Annotated in this window: 16 protein-coding genes; 2 read left to right on the top strand and 14 right to left on the bottom strand. The window is 47.3% G+C overall.

Annotated features, from left to right (window positions below; translation table 11 throughout):
• Positions 1-80 precede the first annotated feature (80 nt).
• The 14 genes from trmD to GH808_RS01515 all read right to left on the bottom strand — a co-directional run bounded on the left by trmD (position 81) and on the right by GH808_RS01515 (position 12,922).
• Entirely contained in the window at positions 81-779 is a 699-nt protein-coding gene (gene trmD / locus GH808_RS01580; RefSeq protein WP_186841056.1) for a tRNA (guanosine(37)-N1)-methyltransferase TrmD, read from the bottom strand.
• A complete protein-coding gene (gene rimM / locus GH808_RS01575; protein WP_186841055.1) occupies positions 776-1,288 on the bottom strand; it encodes a ribosome maturation factor RimM in 513 nt (170 codons plus the stop codon). Before rimM ends, trmD begins: the two co-directional genes overlap by 4 nt.
• Before the next feature lie 287 nt (positions 1,289-1,575).
• Positions 1,576-1,809, bottom strand: a complete 234-nt coding sequence (locus GH808_RS01570) for a KH domain-containing protein (protein WP_186841256.1) — start codon at positions 1,807-1,809, stop codon at positions 1,576-1,578.
• A 16-nt stretch (positions 1,810-1,825) separates the two neighbouring features.
• Positions 1,826-2,071, bottom strand: coding sequence for a 30S ribosomal protein S16 (rpsP, locus tag GH808_RS01565; RefSeq protein WP_186841054.1), 246 nt, complete (start codon positions 2,069-2,071; stop codon positions 1,826-1,828).
• Between the two features lie 57 nt (positions 2,072-2,128).
• The gene (gene ffh, locus GH808_RS01560; RefSeq protein ID WP_186841053.1) at positions 2,129-3,466 is read right to left on the bottom strand and encodes a signal recognition particle protein; all 1,338 of its coding nucleotides are present in this window, start codon (positions 3,464-3,466) and stop codon (positions 2,129-2,131) included.
• A 9-nt stretch (positions 3,467-3,475) separates the two neighbouring features.
• Entirely contained in the window at positions 3,476-3,832 is a 357-nt protein-coding gene (ylxM, locus tag GH808_RS01555; protein ID WP_186841052.1) for a YlxM family DNA-binding protein, read from the bottom strand.
• Positions 3,833-3,913: 81 nt separating this feature from the next.
• Entirely contained in the window at positions 3,914-4,816 is a 903-nt protein-coding gene (ftsY, locus tag GH808_RS01550) for a signal recognition particle-docking protein FtsY (protein WP_338000859.1), read from the bottom strand.
• Between the two features lie 348 nt (positions 4,817-5,164).
• Complete coding sequence (gene smc, locus GH808_RS01545) at positions 5,165-8,737, bottom strand: chromosome segregation protein SMC (RefSeq protein ID WP_186841051.1); 3,573 nt, start codon at positions 8,735-8,737, stop codon at positions 5,165-5,167.
• Positions 8,738-8,859: 122 nt separating this feature from the next.
• On the bottom strand, positions 8,860-9,537 hold the full coding sequence (rnc, locus tag GH808_RS01540; protein WP_186841050.1) for a ribonuclease III: 678 nt from the start codon (positions 9,535-9,537) through the stop codon (positions 8,860-8,862).
• Positions 9,538-9,657: 120 nt separating this feature from the next.
• Positions 9,658-9,882, bottom strand: coding sequence for an acyl carrier protein (acpP, locus tag GH808_RS01535; RefSeq protein WP_186841049.1), 225 nt, complete (start codon positions 9,880-9,882; stop codon positions 9,658-9,660).
• 3 nt (positions 9,883-9,885) lie between these two features.
• Positions 9,886-10,884, bottom strand: a complete 999-nt coding sequence (gene plsX / locus GH808_RS01530) for a phosphate acyltransferase PlsX (protein WP_186841048.1) — start codon at positions 10,882-10,884, stop codon at positions 9,886-9,888.
• Positions 10,885-10,989: 105 nt separating this feature from the next.
• On the bottom strand, positions 10,990-11,169 hold the full coding sequence (gene rpmF / locus GH808_RS01525; protein WP_186841047.1) for a 50S ribosomal protein L32: 180 nt from the start codon (positions 11,167-11,169) through the stop codon (positions 10,990-10,992).
• 33 nt (positions 11,170-11,202) lie between these two features.
• Positions 11,203-11,661 carry a YceD family protein gene (locus tag GH808_RS01520; RefSeq protein ID WP_186841046.1) on the bottom strand — a complete coding sequence of 153 codons (459 nt, stop codon included), beginning with the start codon at positions 11,659-11,661 and terminating at the stop codon, positions 11,203-11,205.
• A gap of 70 nt (positions 11,662-11,731) precedes the next feature.
• Positions 11,732-12,922 (bottom strand): acetate/propionate family kinase, encoded by a 1,191-nt coding sequence (locus tag GH808_RS01515; protein WP_186841045.1) that lies wholly within the window; start codon positions 12,920-12,922, stop codon positions 11,732-11,734.
• A 484-nt stretch (positions 12,923-13,406) separates the two neighbouring features.
• Here GH808_RS01515 and GH808_RS01510 point away from each other — a divergent pair, with 484 nt between their 5' ends.
• Positions 13,407-14,657, top strand: a complete 1,251-nt coding sequence (locus GH808_RS01510; protein ID WP_186841044.1) for a tRNA(Met) cytidine acetate ligase — start codon at positions 13,407-13,409, stop codon at positions 14,655-14,657.
• Positions 14,658-15,012: 355 nt separating this feature from the next.
• Entirely contained in the window at positions 15,013-16,569 is a 1,557-nt protein-coding gene (locus GH808_RS01505; RefSeq protein ID WP_186841043.1) for a carboxylesterase/lipase family protein, read from the top strand.
• Positions 16,570-16,697 lie beyond the last annotated feature (128 nt).

Here is a 16,697-nt window from a genome sequence, read left to right as displayed (position 1 = left end):
AAATTCGATTTTCGACGTTCGTGTATCAAGTACAGAGGACCATCTCTATTAATATCATACCAATGAATTATACACTGGATCTATTTTTTTTGCAAGTTTTTTTCATATTTTTCATATAAATCAGGCCGATTTTTTCGTGTTTTCTCCTCGGCTTGTTCGATCCGCCATTTTCTGATCGCTTCATGATGCCCGGACAAGAGAATTTCCGGCACTTCCATGCCTTCAAACTCACGCGGTTTCGTGAACTGCGGATACTCCAGCAGATCAGCCTCAAATGATTCTTCGGCTAAACTGTCGCAGTTCCCCAAAAATCCGGGCAGATGCCTCGCGATCGCATCCGCCAGCGTTAAGGCGGGCAACTCACCGCCGGTTAAAACATAATCGCCGACCGAAATTTCCATAGTGACGTAACGGTCAATGACCCGCTGGTCGATGCCTTCATAATGACCGCAGATAAAAATAAGCCCCGGCTGCTGCGCTAAGGCGATGCCGTCCTTCTGCGCGAACGTTCTGCCGCCCGGCGACAGATAGATCACCGGATACTGGCTGTAGTCGGGGATGCTTTTAAGGGCATCGGCAATCGGTTTTGCTGCCATCACCATCCCGGCGCCGCCGCCGTAGGGGGAATCATCGACCTTATGATGCTTGTTGCCTGAAAAATCGCGGATATTGATCACTTCGTATTCAATGATTCCTGCTTTCACCCCGCGACCAATCATGCCGCTCTGAAAATACGCCTGAAATATTTCGGGAAACAAGGTCAGAAAATAATATTTCATAGCTCCAGAATTTCCTGCGGAATCGCCGCATCAATCCGGCGACTGCCAAGATCAACCGTTTTAAAATAGATTTTCCGGGCCGGCACACAATAGGTTTTTTTGCCGCCGGTGATGGTGTACACATCGACACCACCGGTCTGCAGGATATCGGTTATTTTTCCCAACAGCTCGCCGTCATTGTAAACCGGCAAACCGATCAGATCTTCAACAAAGAATTCATCTTCGTTCAGCGCCACCGCCAGCTCCCGGGAAATTCCCACTTCGCGGCCAATCAATGCTTCCGCGTCATTCCGGGTTTTTACGCCATCCAGAAACAGCAGCACATTGGTTTTATGCAAACGACAGGCGGTAATCGCAACCTCCTGTTCGGTTTCCCCCTTCACTAAAGTGACGGATTCCAAATCATAGAAACGTCCCGGATCGTCAGTTAAAGGCAGCACCTTCAACTCGCCCTTGATGCCATGAACACCAATGATGCGGCCAATGATTATCAAGTGGTTATCTTTCATCTTCTTCTCCTGATCATAATAAAAAGCAAACAATTATTGCTTTGCGGTCAGTTCAGGACGCTGTTTTCAGCAGGTTGTTGCTAAACCCGTACCGACGATTGTTAATCTGTTGTGGTGCTGCAGAATCGGACACTCTTCGAGATGTCCGCTCTGATGCACACAACATGATGTAACAATTGTCGGTACTCCGGTTGCTTTTTACCTTTAGTCCGTTTCATCGAACTGACCGCACAGCCTACGGCTGTTCGGTTGCGAAAAAAAAAGAGCTGTATACACAGCCCCATGCCTTACTGCTGGATGATCTCCAGCATGACACGTTTGTCCTCTTTCGTGGCAGCGGCTTTTATGACGGTACGAATTGCTTTTGCGATTCGCCCCTGTTTTCCGATTACCTTGCCCATATCATCGTCAGCAACTTTCAATTCTAAAATAATGGATTGTTCGCCTTCAACTTCCTGGACAGAGACGGCATCGGGGTGATCAACCAGAGACTTTGCAATAACTTCCACAAGTTCTTTCATCATTTACCTCCTGATACTACTCGATTACGTTTTCTTTTTTTAGTAAATATTTAACGGTATCTGTTGGTTTTGCACCATTAGCTAACCATGCTTTTGCTTTTTCGGCATCAACTTTTACAATGTTCGGTTCGATGCAAGGATTGTAATAGCCAATTTCTTCAATGAATTTTCCATCACGTGGTGCTCGTGCATCAGCAACGACGATTCTATAAAAAGGTTTTTTCTTTTTACCCATTCTTTTTAATCTAATTTTTACTGACATTTTATTTCCCCCTTTCTTAACTTCTTTATCTCATGACTTAGAGTCCTTGATAACATTTTACATAAAAGGCAACTTCATGCGGCCTTTTTTCGCAATATTCGGATTTGACATCTGTTTCATCATTTTTTTTGACTGCTCAAAACCTTTTAACAGGCGATTGACATCCGCCACTTTGGTGCCGCTGCCTAAAGCAATCCGCTTCCGGCGGCTGGCATTGATCATGCCGGGTTTGTGTCGTTCTTCTTTGGTCATCGACAAAATGATGGCTTCGGTTCGTTTGGTATCGGTTTGCGACAAATCCATGTTTTTAAACGCCTTTTGATTGGCGGCGGGCATCATTTCCAGCAAACTGCTGATCGAGCCCATATCTTCAAACTGTTTGATCTGCTCCAGAAAATCATTGAGATCAAAGTCCTGAGTTTTTAATTTTTCTTCGAGCTGTTTGGCCTTTTCTTCATCCATCATGTTCTGGGCTTTATCGATCAGAGACAGCACGTCCCCCATCCCCAGAATTCGCGAGGCCATTCGGTCGGGATAAAAAAGTTCAATATCGGTCAGCTTTTCACCGGTACCGATATATTTGATTGCTTTGCCGATGGTGTAGGTAATTGATAAAGCTGCCCCACCTCGGGTATCGCCGTCAAGCTTGGTCAGAATGACGCCGGAAATATCTAACAGGCGGTTGAACTCATTGGCGACATTTACGGATTCCTGCCCCGTCATGCCATCCACCGTCAGCAGAATTTCGGTTGGATTGATGGCTTCCTTGATGTTGACCAGCTCTTCCATCAGTGTTTCGTCAATTTGCAGTCGCCCGGCCGTATCCATAATGACCAGATCATAGTGTTCAGCCACGGCTTTCTGCAACCCGCGTCGGGCAATGCCGACCGGATCTTTCACATCGTGTTCTGAATACACCGCAATGTTTAATTCGTTACCCAATATTTCAAGCTGTTTGATCGCCGCCGGACGGTAGACATCGCAGGCCACGAGCAAGGGTTTGAATTTTTTCTCTTTTTGCAGTAGATTAGCTAACTTAGCTGCCGTGGTGGTTTTTCCCGCGCCTTGCAAACCCACCAGCATAAATACATTCTGGCGGCCGTCGACAAAATCCATGCGTTCAATTTCACCACCCAGAAGGGTCGTCATTTCATCTTTGACAATCTTGATAAACTGTTGTCCGGGCGTCAGGCTGTTTAAAACTTCCTGGCCCACTGCCCGTTCGCTGAGATTTTTGGTAAACTGCTTAACGACTTTGAAATTGACATCGGCTTCCAGCAGTGCCAGTTTAATTTCCCGGTTGACTTCCTGAATATCTTTTTCGTTAAGCTTGCCTTTTCGTTTAAGCTGGCTAAATATATTTTGAAATTTTTCGTTGAGTCCTTCAAAGACCATATTTCACCTTTAGTTTTCCTCACTGACTTGCTTCAGTTTTTCAACTGCCACCATCAGTTCGGATTTTTTTTTCTCATCCGTTTCACGATCAGCCAAACCCATTAAATCCTTTTGGACTTCATCCAGCAGAATTTGTGATTTCAGAAATTTTTCGATCAGTCCCAGTTTTTCTTCGTAGACTTCCATCATGGCTTTGGAGCGTTTTATCACATCGAAAATGCCTTGCCGGGTGACCGACATGACTTCGGCAATTTCAGCCAGACTGTAATCCTCGTCATAATAATACCCCAGGATCTGTTTCTGCTTCTGCGTCAACAGCTCGCCGTAGAAATCAAATAAATACTGTTCTTCGACCTTCTTTTCCATAGTCACCTTCATTAATGTCGTAAAGGATTTTTACTTGACGACTTCACTATTGTAAGTCCTGAACGCTAAAATGTCAAGCTTTTATTCAAATAAGAGATCAACAAATTTTTTCGGATCAAAGTCGATCAGGTCCTCGGATTTTTCGCCAATGCCAACGTACTCGATCGGTATCTGCAATTCATCGATCAGCGCGATCGCAATCCCGCCTTTGGCAGTTCCATCGAGCTTGGTCAGCACGATGCCGCTGATATCGACGCAGTCGTGAAACACCTTGGCCTGATTGATGGCATTCTGCCCGGTGGTGGCATCCAGCACCATCAGATTATGGATCGTGAAGCCGCTCCCCTCCCGGTTGATGATCCGGGATATTTTTTCGAGCTCTTTCATCAGATTGACTTTATTATGCAGCCGACCGGCGGTATCACAGATCAGAATATCCGCGTTGCGGGCTTTCGCCGCCCCGATGGCGTCGTAGACCACCGAGCTGGGATCGGCACCAGTAGTGCTTTTGACAATGTCCACCCCGACGCGCTGCGCCCATTCATCGAGCTGTTCAGCGGCGGCAGCCCGGAAGGTATCCGCTGCTGCGATGATCACTTTTTTGCCTTCTTTTTTGTAGCGGCTCGCAAGCTTGGCAATGGTGGTGGTTTTCCCGACGCCGTTGACGCCGACTACTAGCATAATCGTCGGATACTGCTTTTCGACCGGCTCCACCTGCACCATCTCGATCAGAATCTCTTTCAGAAAGCCCATCACTTCCTCTTTGCTTTTCGATCGGGTTTCCTTAATTTTGGCCCGCAGCGCTTCGGTGATTTTCGTCGCTGTCAGCGCCCCTAAATCGGAAAGAATCAGGGTTTCTTCGAGCTCGTCAAAAAAGTCGTCATCAAAGCTCCCCATGTACATGACGTTTTCTATTTTTTCCTTGAAATTATCCTTCGTTTTGATCAAGCGGTTGCGCATCCGCTCATATAAACTCAATTCCATTTTAACTCCTCCTTTGATTATATATTATTAGACTTATTGGGCGTTTGCAAGACCTACACTAGCTTCGCTACTGGTTAACGCGAACCAAATTGCATACTGTATGGCGGACAGTTCGTTAAACGAAACAGTAGCTCAAAGGTACAAACGGAGTACCGACAATTGTTACATCATGTTGTGTGCCTCAGAGCGGACATCTCGAAGAGTGTCCGATTCTGCAGCACCACAACAGATTAACAATTGGTCGGTACGGGTTATCGCATCAGCCTGCTGAACTGTCCGCCGTACAGTGTAACAATTGGTTCGCGGAAACCGGCAGCGAAGCTCACGGCACTTTAGTCTCACGCTGTCCTAAGCATAATCAGTCAGACGCACCGACACCAGTTGGGATACGCCTTGTTGCGACATCGAAACGCCGTAGAGGTTATCGCAGACTTCCAGGGTTGTCCGGCGATGCGTGATGACGATGAACTGATTGTTTTCGGCTATTTTTTTTAAATAATTAATGTAACGGTAAATATTGTGATCGTCAAGGGCTGCATCGATCTCATCGATCACGCAGAATGGCGACGGATTGATTTCCAGAAACGAAAACAGCAGCGCAATGGCCACCATCGATTTTTCGCCGCCGGAAAGCAGCGAAATATGCCGTAGCCGTTTTCCCGGCGGCTGCGCCACCATTTCGATACCACCATCGAGAATTTCCGTCGGGTCTGTAAATTCCAGATAGGCTCTTCCGCCTTCGAATAAGACACTGAAAATCCGGGTGAAATTCTCCTGCAGTTTGATGAAGTTGTTCTTGAACTGCTCGGTCATCGCATCCTGCAGGGTGTTGATGATATCCAGAATCTCCCGTTTGGCTTTGATCAGGTCATCCAGTTGTTCTTTCATGAAATCATGTCGGGCCAGAATTTCTTCGTATTCCTCAATCGCATTGAGATTAACATTGCCCAGTGCGGCAATTTTTCCTTTGAGTTCACGCTGCCGTTCCTCGGACAAATCCAGTTCATCCAGCTGCTGAGCGGCCGCCAGCTGCTGATACGCATCGGTGACCATCAGGAAGTTCATCTCATAGCTTTTGTACATGTTCTCTTCCCAGTGGTCCATCTGGATTTGCAGGCCATTGATCTGAGTCGTCAGCGTATTCTTTTGATCATTGTTGATGATCAGCTGATGGTTGTCATTTTTTATCTCTTCCTGAAGCGTTTCCAGCCGCTGGGCGTTCTTCTTTTGCTGCTCCTGGGCATTTCTGTTTTTGTCTTGTCGGGTTTTTATCATTTCCTTCAGTCGGATGATTTCAACGGCCAGATACTTCTGTTTTTCCAGCAGCTCGGTTGAATTCTGCTGATAGCCTTTTTGTTCATCTGCCAACGCCGTTTTTCGATCCGTCTGCTGGTTTAACTGCTCCTGCATCAGGTTCAACTGCTGATCCAGACCGGCGATTTCCCCTTTTATCCGGGTGATTGCCATTTGACTTTCTGATATCTGGGTCCGCAAGTCATCCAGCTGCAGCCGGATGGCTTCAGTATTTTCATCGGAATTCTGCCCTCTGGTCAGCTCCTTCACGTCGCTGTAGGCTTTTTCGGTCGCCGCCAACTCCGCTTCCAGTTTTTGACAGCACTGTTCCAGAAGCTGGGTTCTTTCCTGCAGTTCCCGGAGCGTCTGGTCGTTCGCCGATTTTTTTTGGGCCAGATCTTCGGCCAGCTTGTTCTTTTCCCATAAGCTCTGTTTAGCCAGATTAAACTGGCCTTCACGGCTTTTTAACTCCTCCGCCTGCCCGGCCAGGGCAGCGTGGCTTTGTTGCGCCCGGATTTTCAGAGCCGATAATGATTTTTCCTGTTCCGCCATTTCTTTTTCGAGGTTTTCAATTTCTATTTTCTTGGAAAGCGGCGACTGGCGGTTATCCTTGCTTTGTCCCCCGACGATCGCACCGCCCGGATAGAAGATTTCACCCGCCAGCGTCACCACGGTGAATTTGGATGCCAGTTTTTTCTGGATCTCTTTTCCGGTCGCAAAATCGCTGGCAACAATGACTCTACCCAGCAGACTTTCAACCGCTTTTCGGTAAGCCGCATCGGTTTCGACCAGTTCACTGGCAATGCCTTCGACGCCGGGCAGGTTCTCAAGCAGCTGCCTCGTTCTTTCGTCAACGGCGCTGTAGCGCAGGTTGTCCAGCGGCAAGAAGGTCGCCCGGCCAAGGCGTTCTTTTTTGAGCAGATTGATGCAGTCACTGGCCACTTTCACGGTCGCGACCACAATATTCTGACTCTTCGCTCCCAGTGCGATATCAATGGCCTGGAGATAACGGGAATCCATCGAAATCAGTTCGCCAACTGGTCCGTAAACGTCGCGGATCACCGGTCCCAGCATTTTTTCCGACGTCATCAGCTTGCGAATCGTCGGAAAGTAGTCCTGGTAATTCTTTTGAATGTTCTTTAAATAATCCACCTTTGAGGCATTGACCCTTAAATTATTGGACAACAGGTGTTCTTCATTCTGCCAACTTTTCTGCACCGCCACTTCCTGATTGTAGGCGCTCTGAAGGTTTTTGTACTGTTCCTGCTGCTGTTTTAAGGCATCAATCTGCTGCTCGCGGTCTGCTTTGACGCGCCTTAATTCAGCCTGTAAAAGAGCGGTATTTTCACCGCATTCTTCCAGGCGTTTTTTAACAAATGTTTCTTCTGTTTTCGTCTCCTGAATGGCGGCGCGCAGCTCAAGGCGTTTTTCGGCCAGGCTGTCGCACGTGGCCTGATGATTTAAAACCGCATCCTGTTGCGCTTTGATCCGTTCTTTAACTTGCTGTTCCGCCGCCAGCACTTCATTAAAAGCCTGCTCCAGTTCCAGATGGTGTTCTTCATGATGCACGCGCGTCTTGATCAGCGCATCTTTTTCGGTCGCCAGCGCTTCAATTCGCTCCATCATCGCATCGATTCGGGAAGTCAGGCTCTCCCATTCAGTCGTTAAACGGGCCTGGGTGATTTCATTGGCTTCGAGCTGGCTGTTGCTGCGAATTTCTGCCTGCTGGTTGCGGTCAAAATCAGCTTTTAATGCGGCCAGACCTTTTTTCTCGTCATCGCCGAGCAGATCCAGCTCGCGGTTTTCGATGGTCAAGCGCTGATACAGGGCATCTTTTTCGGCGATGCTTTTCTCGTCGGATTCACAGCTTTTGAGCTGCTGCTCCAGTTTGCTTTTTAGCCCTTCCAGCTCGGTCATCGCGGCGCTCATCTTCGTGTGAAACACCACCAGATCGACGGTTTTAAGTTCCTCATGGAGCACCTGCCAGCTTTTTGCCTTACGGGACTGGTTTTTTAGCGGACCGATCTGTTTTTCAATTTCTGCCATAATATCCCGCAGCCGGTCCAGATGGCCCTGGGTTTGGTCCAGCTTTTTTTCCGCTTCGTTTTTCTTGGTTTTATAGGAGACGATCCCGACGGCTTCTTCAAAAATGTTTCGGAGCTCGGTGGGTGAACTGGCAATGATGCTTTCGATGCCCCCCTGACTGATCAGGGAATAGCCGTTTTTGCCTAATCCGGTATCCATAAAAATGCTGTGAACTTCTTTAAGCTTGCAGCTTTTTTTATTGATCGCGTAATCACTTTCGCCGGTTCGAAACAGCTTTCGAGAAATTGCCACTTCCTGCGGATAATTCTCCAGTGTTTTGTCATTGTTGTCCAAAACTAAAACAACCTCGGCATAGCCGGAGGCCGGTTTTTTTTCTGTTCCTGAAAAGATAACATCTTCCATTTTTTTTCCACGCAGTGATTTGATACTCTGCTCGCCCAGCACCCACTTGATGGCGTCGGTGATATTGCTTTTGCCGCTGCCATTCGGGCCGACGATGGCGGAGATACCCTTTGAAAACTCAAGTGTAACAGGGTCTGCAAATGATTTAAAACCCGATAATTTCAATTTTTTTAAATACAAACCCTCACCTCAATTCTTTAATTTATGAGCTCTTTATTTTGCCTGAACTGGGCCGCAAACCGTCCGAAAGACGATCACAGATGTTAGCTTTGATCGTCTTTCGGTTTGTCTACCCTTGATTGTCAGTTGTTTTGTTCCGATATTTTCTTGACCTGGTGCAAATAGATTTTGGCCGCATTCTGCTCGCCTTCTTTTTTGCTTTTGCCAACGCCCTGGCTGACGCATTCGCCGTTAAAAATCAGATTGATATAGAAGGTTTTGTTATGCTCTGGACCTTCCGACTTGTCCAGCGTATACTCAATCTCATTCTCGTTGTTTTTCTGAATATACTCCTGCAGTTCTGTTTTATAGTCTTTGACCAGCGCCCCGCTTAAAGCAAGATGGATATTGTGCTCCAGCAGCCGGAGTACGACTTCTTTAGTGGTTTCGAAACCACTATCCAAAAAAACCGCTCCGATCAGCGCTTCAAAGGCATTGGCCAGATTTGATTTTCGTTGCCTTCCGCCAGTAACAATTTCACCTTTTCCCAGAAAGATATGCTCCCCCAACTTAAGATCGTAGGCAGCTTTTGAGAGTGACTCGGCACATACAATATTGGAACGGATTTTCGTCATTTTACCCTCAGATAATTTGTGAGCTAAAAATAAATACTCACTGATAATCAGTTCCAATACTGCATCCCCCAAGAATTCAAGACGTTCATTATTGGTCGAATTTCCTGAATGTGAACTGTGTGTCATAGCAACTTTCAGCAGTTCTTTCTGCTTGAAATGATAGCCAATTTTCTTTTCTATTGTCATCTAGTATCCCCCCTTAACAAGTAAGGTGTCGCCAAAATTCAGCGACACCTCCTCTTTGCACAAACTGCTGTTAGCTTCGCTGCCACTTAAGTTTGTGCTTGATGTGTTTCCTGTGGTTGTTTATGAAATGGCATTCAGTATATCGCCGACTGTCTGAATATCTTCCAGAGCATCTTCATCGACTTTGGTTCCAAATTCATCTTCAAACGCCATAATCAGCTCAACGATGTCCAGTGAATCTGCTTCCAGATCATCAATGAGTGACGTTTCAAGAGTAATTTTATCAATGTCAACATCAAGTTGTTCAGAAATAATGGCTGTTACTTTTAAAAATCGTTCATCCATGATTTACGCCTCCATTTTATTTGCATTTTCGGTAATCTTTTTCAAAACATCATTTTCTACAAATTTAATGCTTTGGCGGATGGCGTTTTTAATGGCAAACGCATCGCTGCTGCCGTGCGCTTTAATAATCCCGCCTTTGACACCTAAAAACGGCGCGCCGCCATACTCAGCATAATCGAACTGTTTTTTGAATTGTTTTAAATTGTCTTTAATCAGCATGCCGCCGACTTTTCCTTTGGTGCTGCTCATGATCGATGTCTTGATGCCATTGATCATATAAGCCGCAATGCCTTCGGTCAGCTTCAAGACAATATTGCCGGTAAACCCATCGCAAACCAAAACATCGGCCTTTGTCTCAGGAATATCGCGTGCTTCAACATTGCCCAAAAAGTTAAAGTCGCCAGCTGCCAGCAGCTCGTAAGCTGCTTTGACGAGGCTGTTGCCTTTTTTTGCTTCCGCACCAATATTGATCAGGCCAATGCCCGGATTTGTTTTTCCTAAAACATTTTCGGAATAAATTTTTCCCAACTGGGCAAACTGCTCCAGATACTCGGGGCGGCAATCCGCATTGGCGCCGGTATCGATCAGCAGAAAGACGCCGCCATCGCTCTTGGGAATTGTCGCCGCCAGTGCCGGCCGTTTGATTCCCTTGATGCGTCCCAGCTTTAACAGGCCACCGGCTAAAAGAGCACCGGTGCTGCCAGCCGAAATCAGCACGGCATTTTCCAGCGTTTTCATTTCTTCCAGCGCCACCACCAGCGACGAATCCGATTTGTGTCGAATCGCCATTGCCGGCTCTTCAGTATTTTCAATCACGGTTTGGGCGTGAAGAATTTTTATTTTGTCTTTCGGGTAGTCGTATTGCGAAAGCGCCTCTTCGATGACCGACCTTTGCCCCACCAGGGTCAACGATACGTCATATTCTTTGACGGCGTCAACGGCTCCCTTGACGATTTCATGGGGCGCATGATCACCGCCCATGGCATCCAAAAATATGTTCAAAATAACACTCTCCTTTTCTGTCTATCGTCCCGGAAAAGATCTATTCAGCAAACACTGCCGGAAAAACAATCCCAGACAGAGAAAAAAACAGAGTCTAAACTCTGTTTATTCGTCAAAACTAATGACACTAACGTCCTTGTATGTTCCACAAGACTTGCAAACGCGATGTGGTAATTTGATTTCGCCACATTTCGGACAAGTACTCATTCCTGGAATAGTTAATTTGTAATGTGTTCTTCTTTTGTCTCTGCGAGCCTTAGAAGTTTTTCTCTTTGGTACAGCCATCACTTACACCTCCTAATAGTAAAGTCGTTTCACTTACAATAAATTTTTCAATACTTCAAAGCGGGGATCAACATCACCGGATTTGTCGCAATCGCATTGCTCGTGATTTAAATTAACGCCACATTTTGGACACAAACCCGCACAATCCTCATGACATAGCACGCGGAAAGGCTCATTGATATAAACACATTCTTCAACGATGGGCAAAAGCTCCAGTATAGTCACACCGTCATCAACCATCACTGTGTCAGAATATTCATAACAACAATCGACCGGGGTTGGTTCTAGGCAACGCGCACAGGGATAGATCATGGTCATCTCAATGGTAAAACGCACAAGAAATGTATCACGTGATAATTTCTCGATGGTTCCACGAATCAACGCACCATTTTCATCCACTTCTCCCTCTATCTCATTAAAATCCGTATTATTCGCAACAAATTCAAAAGGGATTATTTCATCCTGTAATAGCTTATTGATTTCAAAATTCATATTATCACTCCAAACGGGCAATCATCATTATATAGACGATTGCCCGTTTTGTCAAGTAAAATACTTTACATTATTTAACTAAAGAAAGTGTGTCTCTGGCAATCATCAGTTCTTCATTGGTTGGGATCACCATAACGGTTGTTTTTGACTCTTCATTGGAAATGATTGTTGCTTCGCCACGTTTGCTGTTGGCAACAGGATCGATGGAAACGCCCAAGAATTTCAGTCCATTACAGATTGCCTGGCGTGATGTTGATGAGTTTTCACCCAGACCAGCGGTAAAGATAATGCCGTCGACGCCGTTCATGGCTGCAACATAAGCACCGATAGTGGTGACAACGCGGTAGTGGTAAATATCAAGGGCCAGTTTTGCGCGTTTATTGCCCTTGTTAGCAGCACTTTCGACATCACGGAAATCTGAGCTGACGCCAGAAACGCCAAGCACACCTGATTTTTTGTTCATGATGTTGTCGATTTCTTCAACAGTATAACCTTTGTTGACAAGGAAAGGAATGATGGCGGGATCGATATCGCCGCATCGTGTTCCCATTTCCAGACCGGCCAGTGGTGTCAGTCCCATCGACGTATCAACTGATTTTCCATTAAGTACAGCACAAAGGCTGGCGCCGTTTCCGAGATGACAGGAAACCAGTTTCAGATTTTCGATTTTTTTGCCCATTAAATCAGCAGCAGCAAGGCTGACAAATTTATGAGAGGTGCCGTGGAAGCCGTATTTTCTGATCTTGTATTTTTCATACAATTCATAAGGAAGTGGATACATGTAAGCTTCTGCTGGCATAGTCTGATGGAAAGCGGTATCGAATACAGCAACCATCGGCACGGTTGGCAGCAATTCTTTGCAGGCGCGGATCCCAATCAAGTTGGCAGGATTGTGCAGTGGTGCTAATTCGGAAACTTCTTCCATGATCGCGATTACTTTGTCGTCGATGATAACAGAATCGGTGAAGGCTTCGCCGCCGTGTACCGTTCGGTGTCCGACTGCAGAAATCTCATCTAAAGATTTAATGACCCCATGGTTAGGATCGACCAATGCTTTCATTAAAATGTTTAAAGCATCTTTGTGGCTTGGCATCGGCTGTTCAAATTTTACTTTGTCCTGACCTGGTGCTTCGTGAGTCAATACAGATCCTTCGATACCAATTCTTTCGGCTAAACCCTTAGCTAAAACTTCTTCGTTTGACATATCAAGCAACTGATATTTGAGTGAAGAACTACCGCAGTTAATAACAAGTACATTCATTATTATTACTCTCCTTTAGTTTTTTATTGATTACATATCATACGTTCTATATAATAACAGTTATAACGCAATATTTCCATTCATTTTTTGTCATATTTCTATAATTTCTAAAAATAATGCTATTTTTTTAACAATTTTTATTGAGGGTTGTTGTTAATACCCGTACCGACCAATTGTTAATCGGTTGTCCGCTGCAGAATCGGACACTCTTCGAGATGTCCGCTCTGATGCGGACAACATGATGTAACAATTGTCGGTACTGCGTTTGTGCTTGATATGCTTTGCCGGGCCTGATTTTTCTAGCAATTGCGAAATTCAAAAGAATCGAACCAGCGTTGCTTTGATGTCGGCTTCCGCAATCAATTTGGTAACGTGTAGGCGAACAGTCGATAGACTGTCCGCCGTACAGTGTACAAATTGATTCGCGCAAGCCGGCAGCGAAGCTCACGGCACTGACCTGATTTATAACAATAGGAGGATCGCTTTGAAAATTCTTGGTGTCATTGCGGAATACAATCCGTTTCATAAGGGGCATGCCTGGCAGATTGGTGCGTCCAAAAAAGCAAGCGGCTGTGATGCCGTGATGGTTCTGATGAGCGGCAGCATGACCCAGCGGGGTGACTTTGCCCTCCTCAATAAATGGGAGCGCGCGCGGCTGGCGCTGTCTGCCGGGGTGGATCTCGTCTGCGAGCTGCCGGTCGCCTATGCCGGTCAGAGCGCCGAAGCCTTTGCCGGCGGCGGGGTCAAAATTTTAAATGCCACGGCGGTCTGTGATGTGCTTTCTTTCGGTTCCGAAAGCGGCGAACTGGAACCGCTGAACCAGCTGGCCCAACTGTTGGCCGAAGAGTCGCCGGAATTTAAGCTGCTGCTGAAAAAAAAATTGGCCACCGGCGTCTCTTTTCCAACAGCCAGAATGATGGCGGTCAATCAGTTAAGCGATGATGCATCCGGTACCCTGCTGCATGCGCCCAATAATATTCTGGCCGTGGAGTACCTGAAGGCGCTGCACCGGACCCAAAGTCCGATCGTTCCGATGACAGTCAAACGCCAGGGCGCCGGTTACCATAGTCTGTCGGCTTGTGACTATCTCAGCGCCAGTAAAATCCGCAGCATCCTGATCGACGCGCTGCAACGACCGGAGGCAGCGGCGGCGATCCTGAAGCAACTGGACCGCCAGCTTCCCTACCCGCTCGATGATGTCTTTCTGCCGGTTAAGCAGACGCATCGGGTCGGTGGCGATGAGCGCCTGCTCGATGCCCTGCGGCTGCTGATTCTGTCCCGGGATGTTGATCATCTGAAAAACACCCCCTATGTAGCGGAAGGGCTGGAGCATAAAATCCGCGATGCCGTCAAAACCGCTGATACGCTGGCTGAACTGATCGATGCCATCGTATCCAAACGCATTCCCCATACCCGGGTGCGCCGGATTCTGGGCAACCGGGTTCTGGAACTCAATAAACAAACCCTGGCGACCTTTCAGAGCGATGATTTTACGCCCTACCTGCGGGTGCTCGGCTTCAACCAAAACGGGCGGGAGATCCTGAAGCGCATCAAAGATCACAGCGAGCTGCCGATTCTGACCAACCTCAAGACGAACGAAAACCGGCTGAACGATCGGCAGCGAGAACTGCTGTACTACGATTGCCGGGCCACCGATTTGCATAATTTATTTTATGAAAATGGGTATAACTATCATAGAGACTACACCCAAAGCCCGATCCGCCTGGACCTTTAGCCATCACAAAAGTGCCGTTAGCTTCGCTGCCGGTTACGCGAATCAATGTGTACACTGTACGGCGGACAGTCTATCGACTGTTCGCCTACACGTTACCAAATTGATTGCGAAACCGACATCAAAGCAATAATGGTTCGAGTCTTTTGAATTTGGCAATTGCCTTAAATATCAGGCCGCTGTGAAACGCATCAGACATAAACGGAGTACCGACAATTATTACATCATGTTGTGTGCCTCAGAGCGGACATCTCGAAGAGTGTCCGATTCTGCAGCACCACAACAGATTAACAATTGGTCGGTACGGGTTTTAGCAACAACCTGCCGATAAAACAACCAACAAAAAAAGGAGAACCGCATGTCATTTTTACATACTGATGAAACTGAAATGCCCAAATGGCCCATTCTCAACCCGCCCTGCGGACCGGTCAAAGGACAATTCCGCAAAGAAATTTCCTGCTTCAAGGGCATTCCCTATGCCATGCCGCCGGTCGGCCGGCGGCGGTTCCGGGCTCCGGAACCGTTGCCGCCCTGGCAGGAAGTCCGGGAGTGCACCAAATACGGCGCGAGTTCGCTGCAGATGGGCGGCATTACCATTGATGCCCCGGGCACCTACCAGATGGATGAAAAAAGCGAGGACTGCCTGTTTCTGAATGTCTGGACCCCGGCCCAGACAACGGCTGAGCGCTATCCGGTTTATGTTTTTATCCATGGCGGCGCCTTTGCGACCGGTTCCGGTTCCGAAATGGTTTATGACGGATTGAGAATGGCGCAGGACGGCGTGGTGGTCGTAACCATCAATTACCGTTTGGGCGCTTTGGGCTTTCTGGCCACCCGGGGTCTGCTGGAAGAATCCGAAACCACCGGCAATTACGGCATCCTCGATCAGATTCAGGCGCTGCACTGGGTTCAGGAAAACATCGCGGCTTTCGGCGGCGATCCCGGCCAGGTCACCATCGGCGGCCAATCGGCCGGCGCCTACAGTGTCACGGCGCTGATGTTCTCGCCGCTGGCGAAAGGACTTTTTCATCAGGCGGTTGTGGAAAGCGGCTCGATTTTTTCGATTCCCGCCTTTGCCATGCTCAACCGCGGCGATCTGGAAAAGACACTGGAAAACGGCCATCTTTTCTGTGAATTATACGGCATCGCAGACACCAAAGAGGGCCTTGAGAAACTGCGGTCGCTTCCTGGCGACCTGCTGGCGGCACTGTCGATGGTAAAATCCGATCAGTCTTCAGTGCCCCATGCCTTTGGCTTCTGGCCGGTTTTCGACGGGGTGGTGCTGCCCCAAGACCCGGTGGCGGCGCTGCGAAACGGGCAGGTGAATAAGGTAAAACTCCTGCTTGGTTACAACACCGATGAATCGACCTTATTTATCAAGGGCCATACCAATTTGGGTATTTATCAGATGCTCTGTTATCATATTTTTGGTCCGGAACATGCTGTTGACGTCATGAACCACTTTAAAGTCGATCACGATCATTCGCCGCTGGAACGCACGCGGGAGATTTACACCCACTCGGCTTTTCTGATCGGGATGGTAATGACGGCCAAAGAATATGCCAAAATGGGCCTGGACACCTATTTTTACAATTTCAACTATGACCCGGCGATTCTCAAAATTGTCGGTTTAAATACCGCCCACGGCATGGAACTGCCTTTTGTTTTCGGAAACGGAATCGGCCAGCGCCGGGCCACAAAAATCAGCAATTTGTCATGGGTGATGCAGCAGTCCTGGATCAACTTCATCAAATCCGGCGATCCCAATTTTACAGAGCCCTATAAGGGACAGGTGATCTGGCCGAAATTTGATGCCCAAAAGAAGCACATCATGGTTTTTGATGCCAAACTCTCAAGTACGGTGCTGCCGGGCCAGGCAGATCTGGATTTTCTGGAAAGCCTGATGTTTGCCTGAAAAAGACCGGGCCCATCGGTAAAACCAGGACTAAACACCCCTGATTGACAATAATTTCTTGGCGCGCGGTTTTTTTCTGCTAAAAACTTGCAAAACAATTAAAAAAATGGTAAATTTTAGGTATTGCA

This window comes from Acetobacterium fimetarium (genome assembly GCF_014284475.1).
Classification (GTDB): domain Bacteria; phylum Bacillota; class Clostridia; order Eubacteriales; family Eubacteriaceae; genus Acetobacterium; species Acetobacterium fimetarium.
Note: the sequence above shows the minus strand (reverse complement) of the source record. Positions and strands in the feature narration are given on the sequence as shown.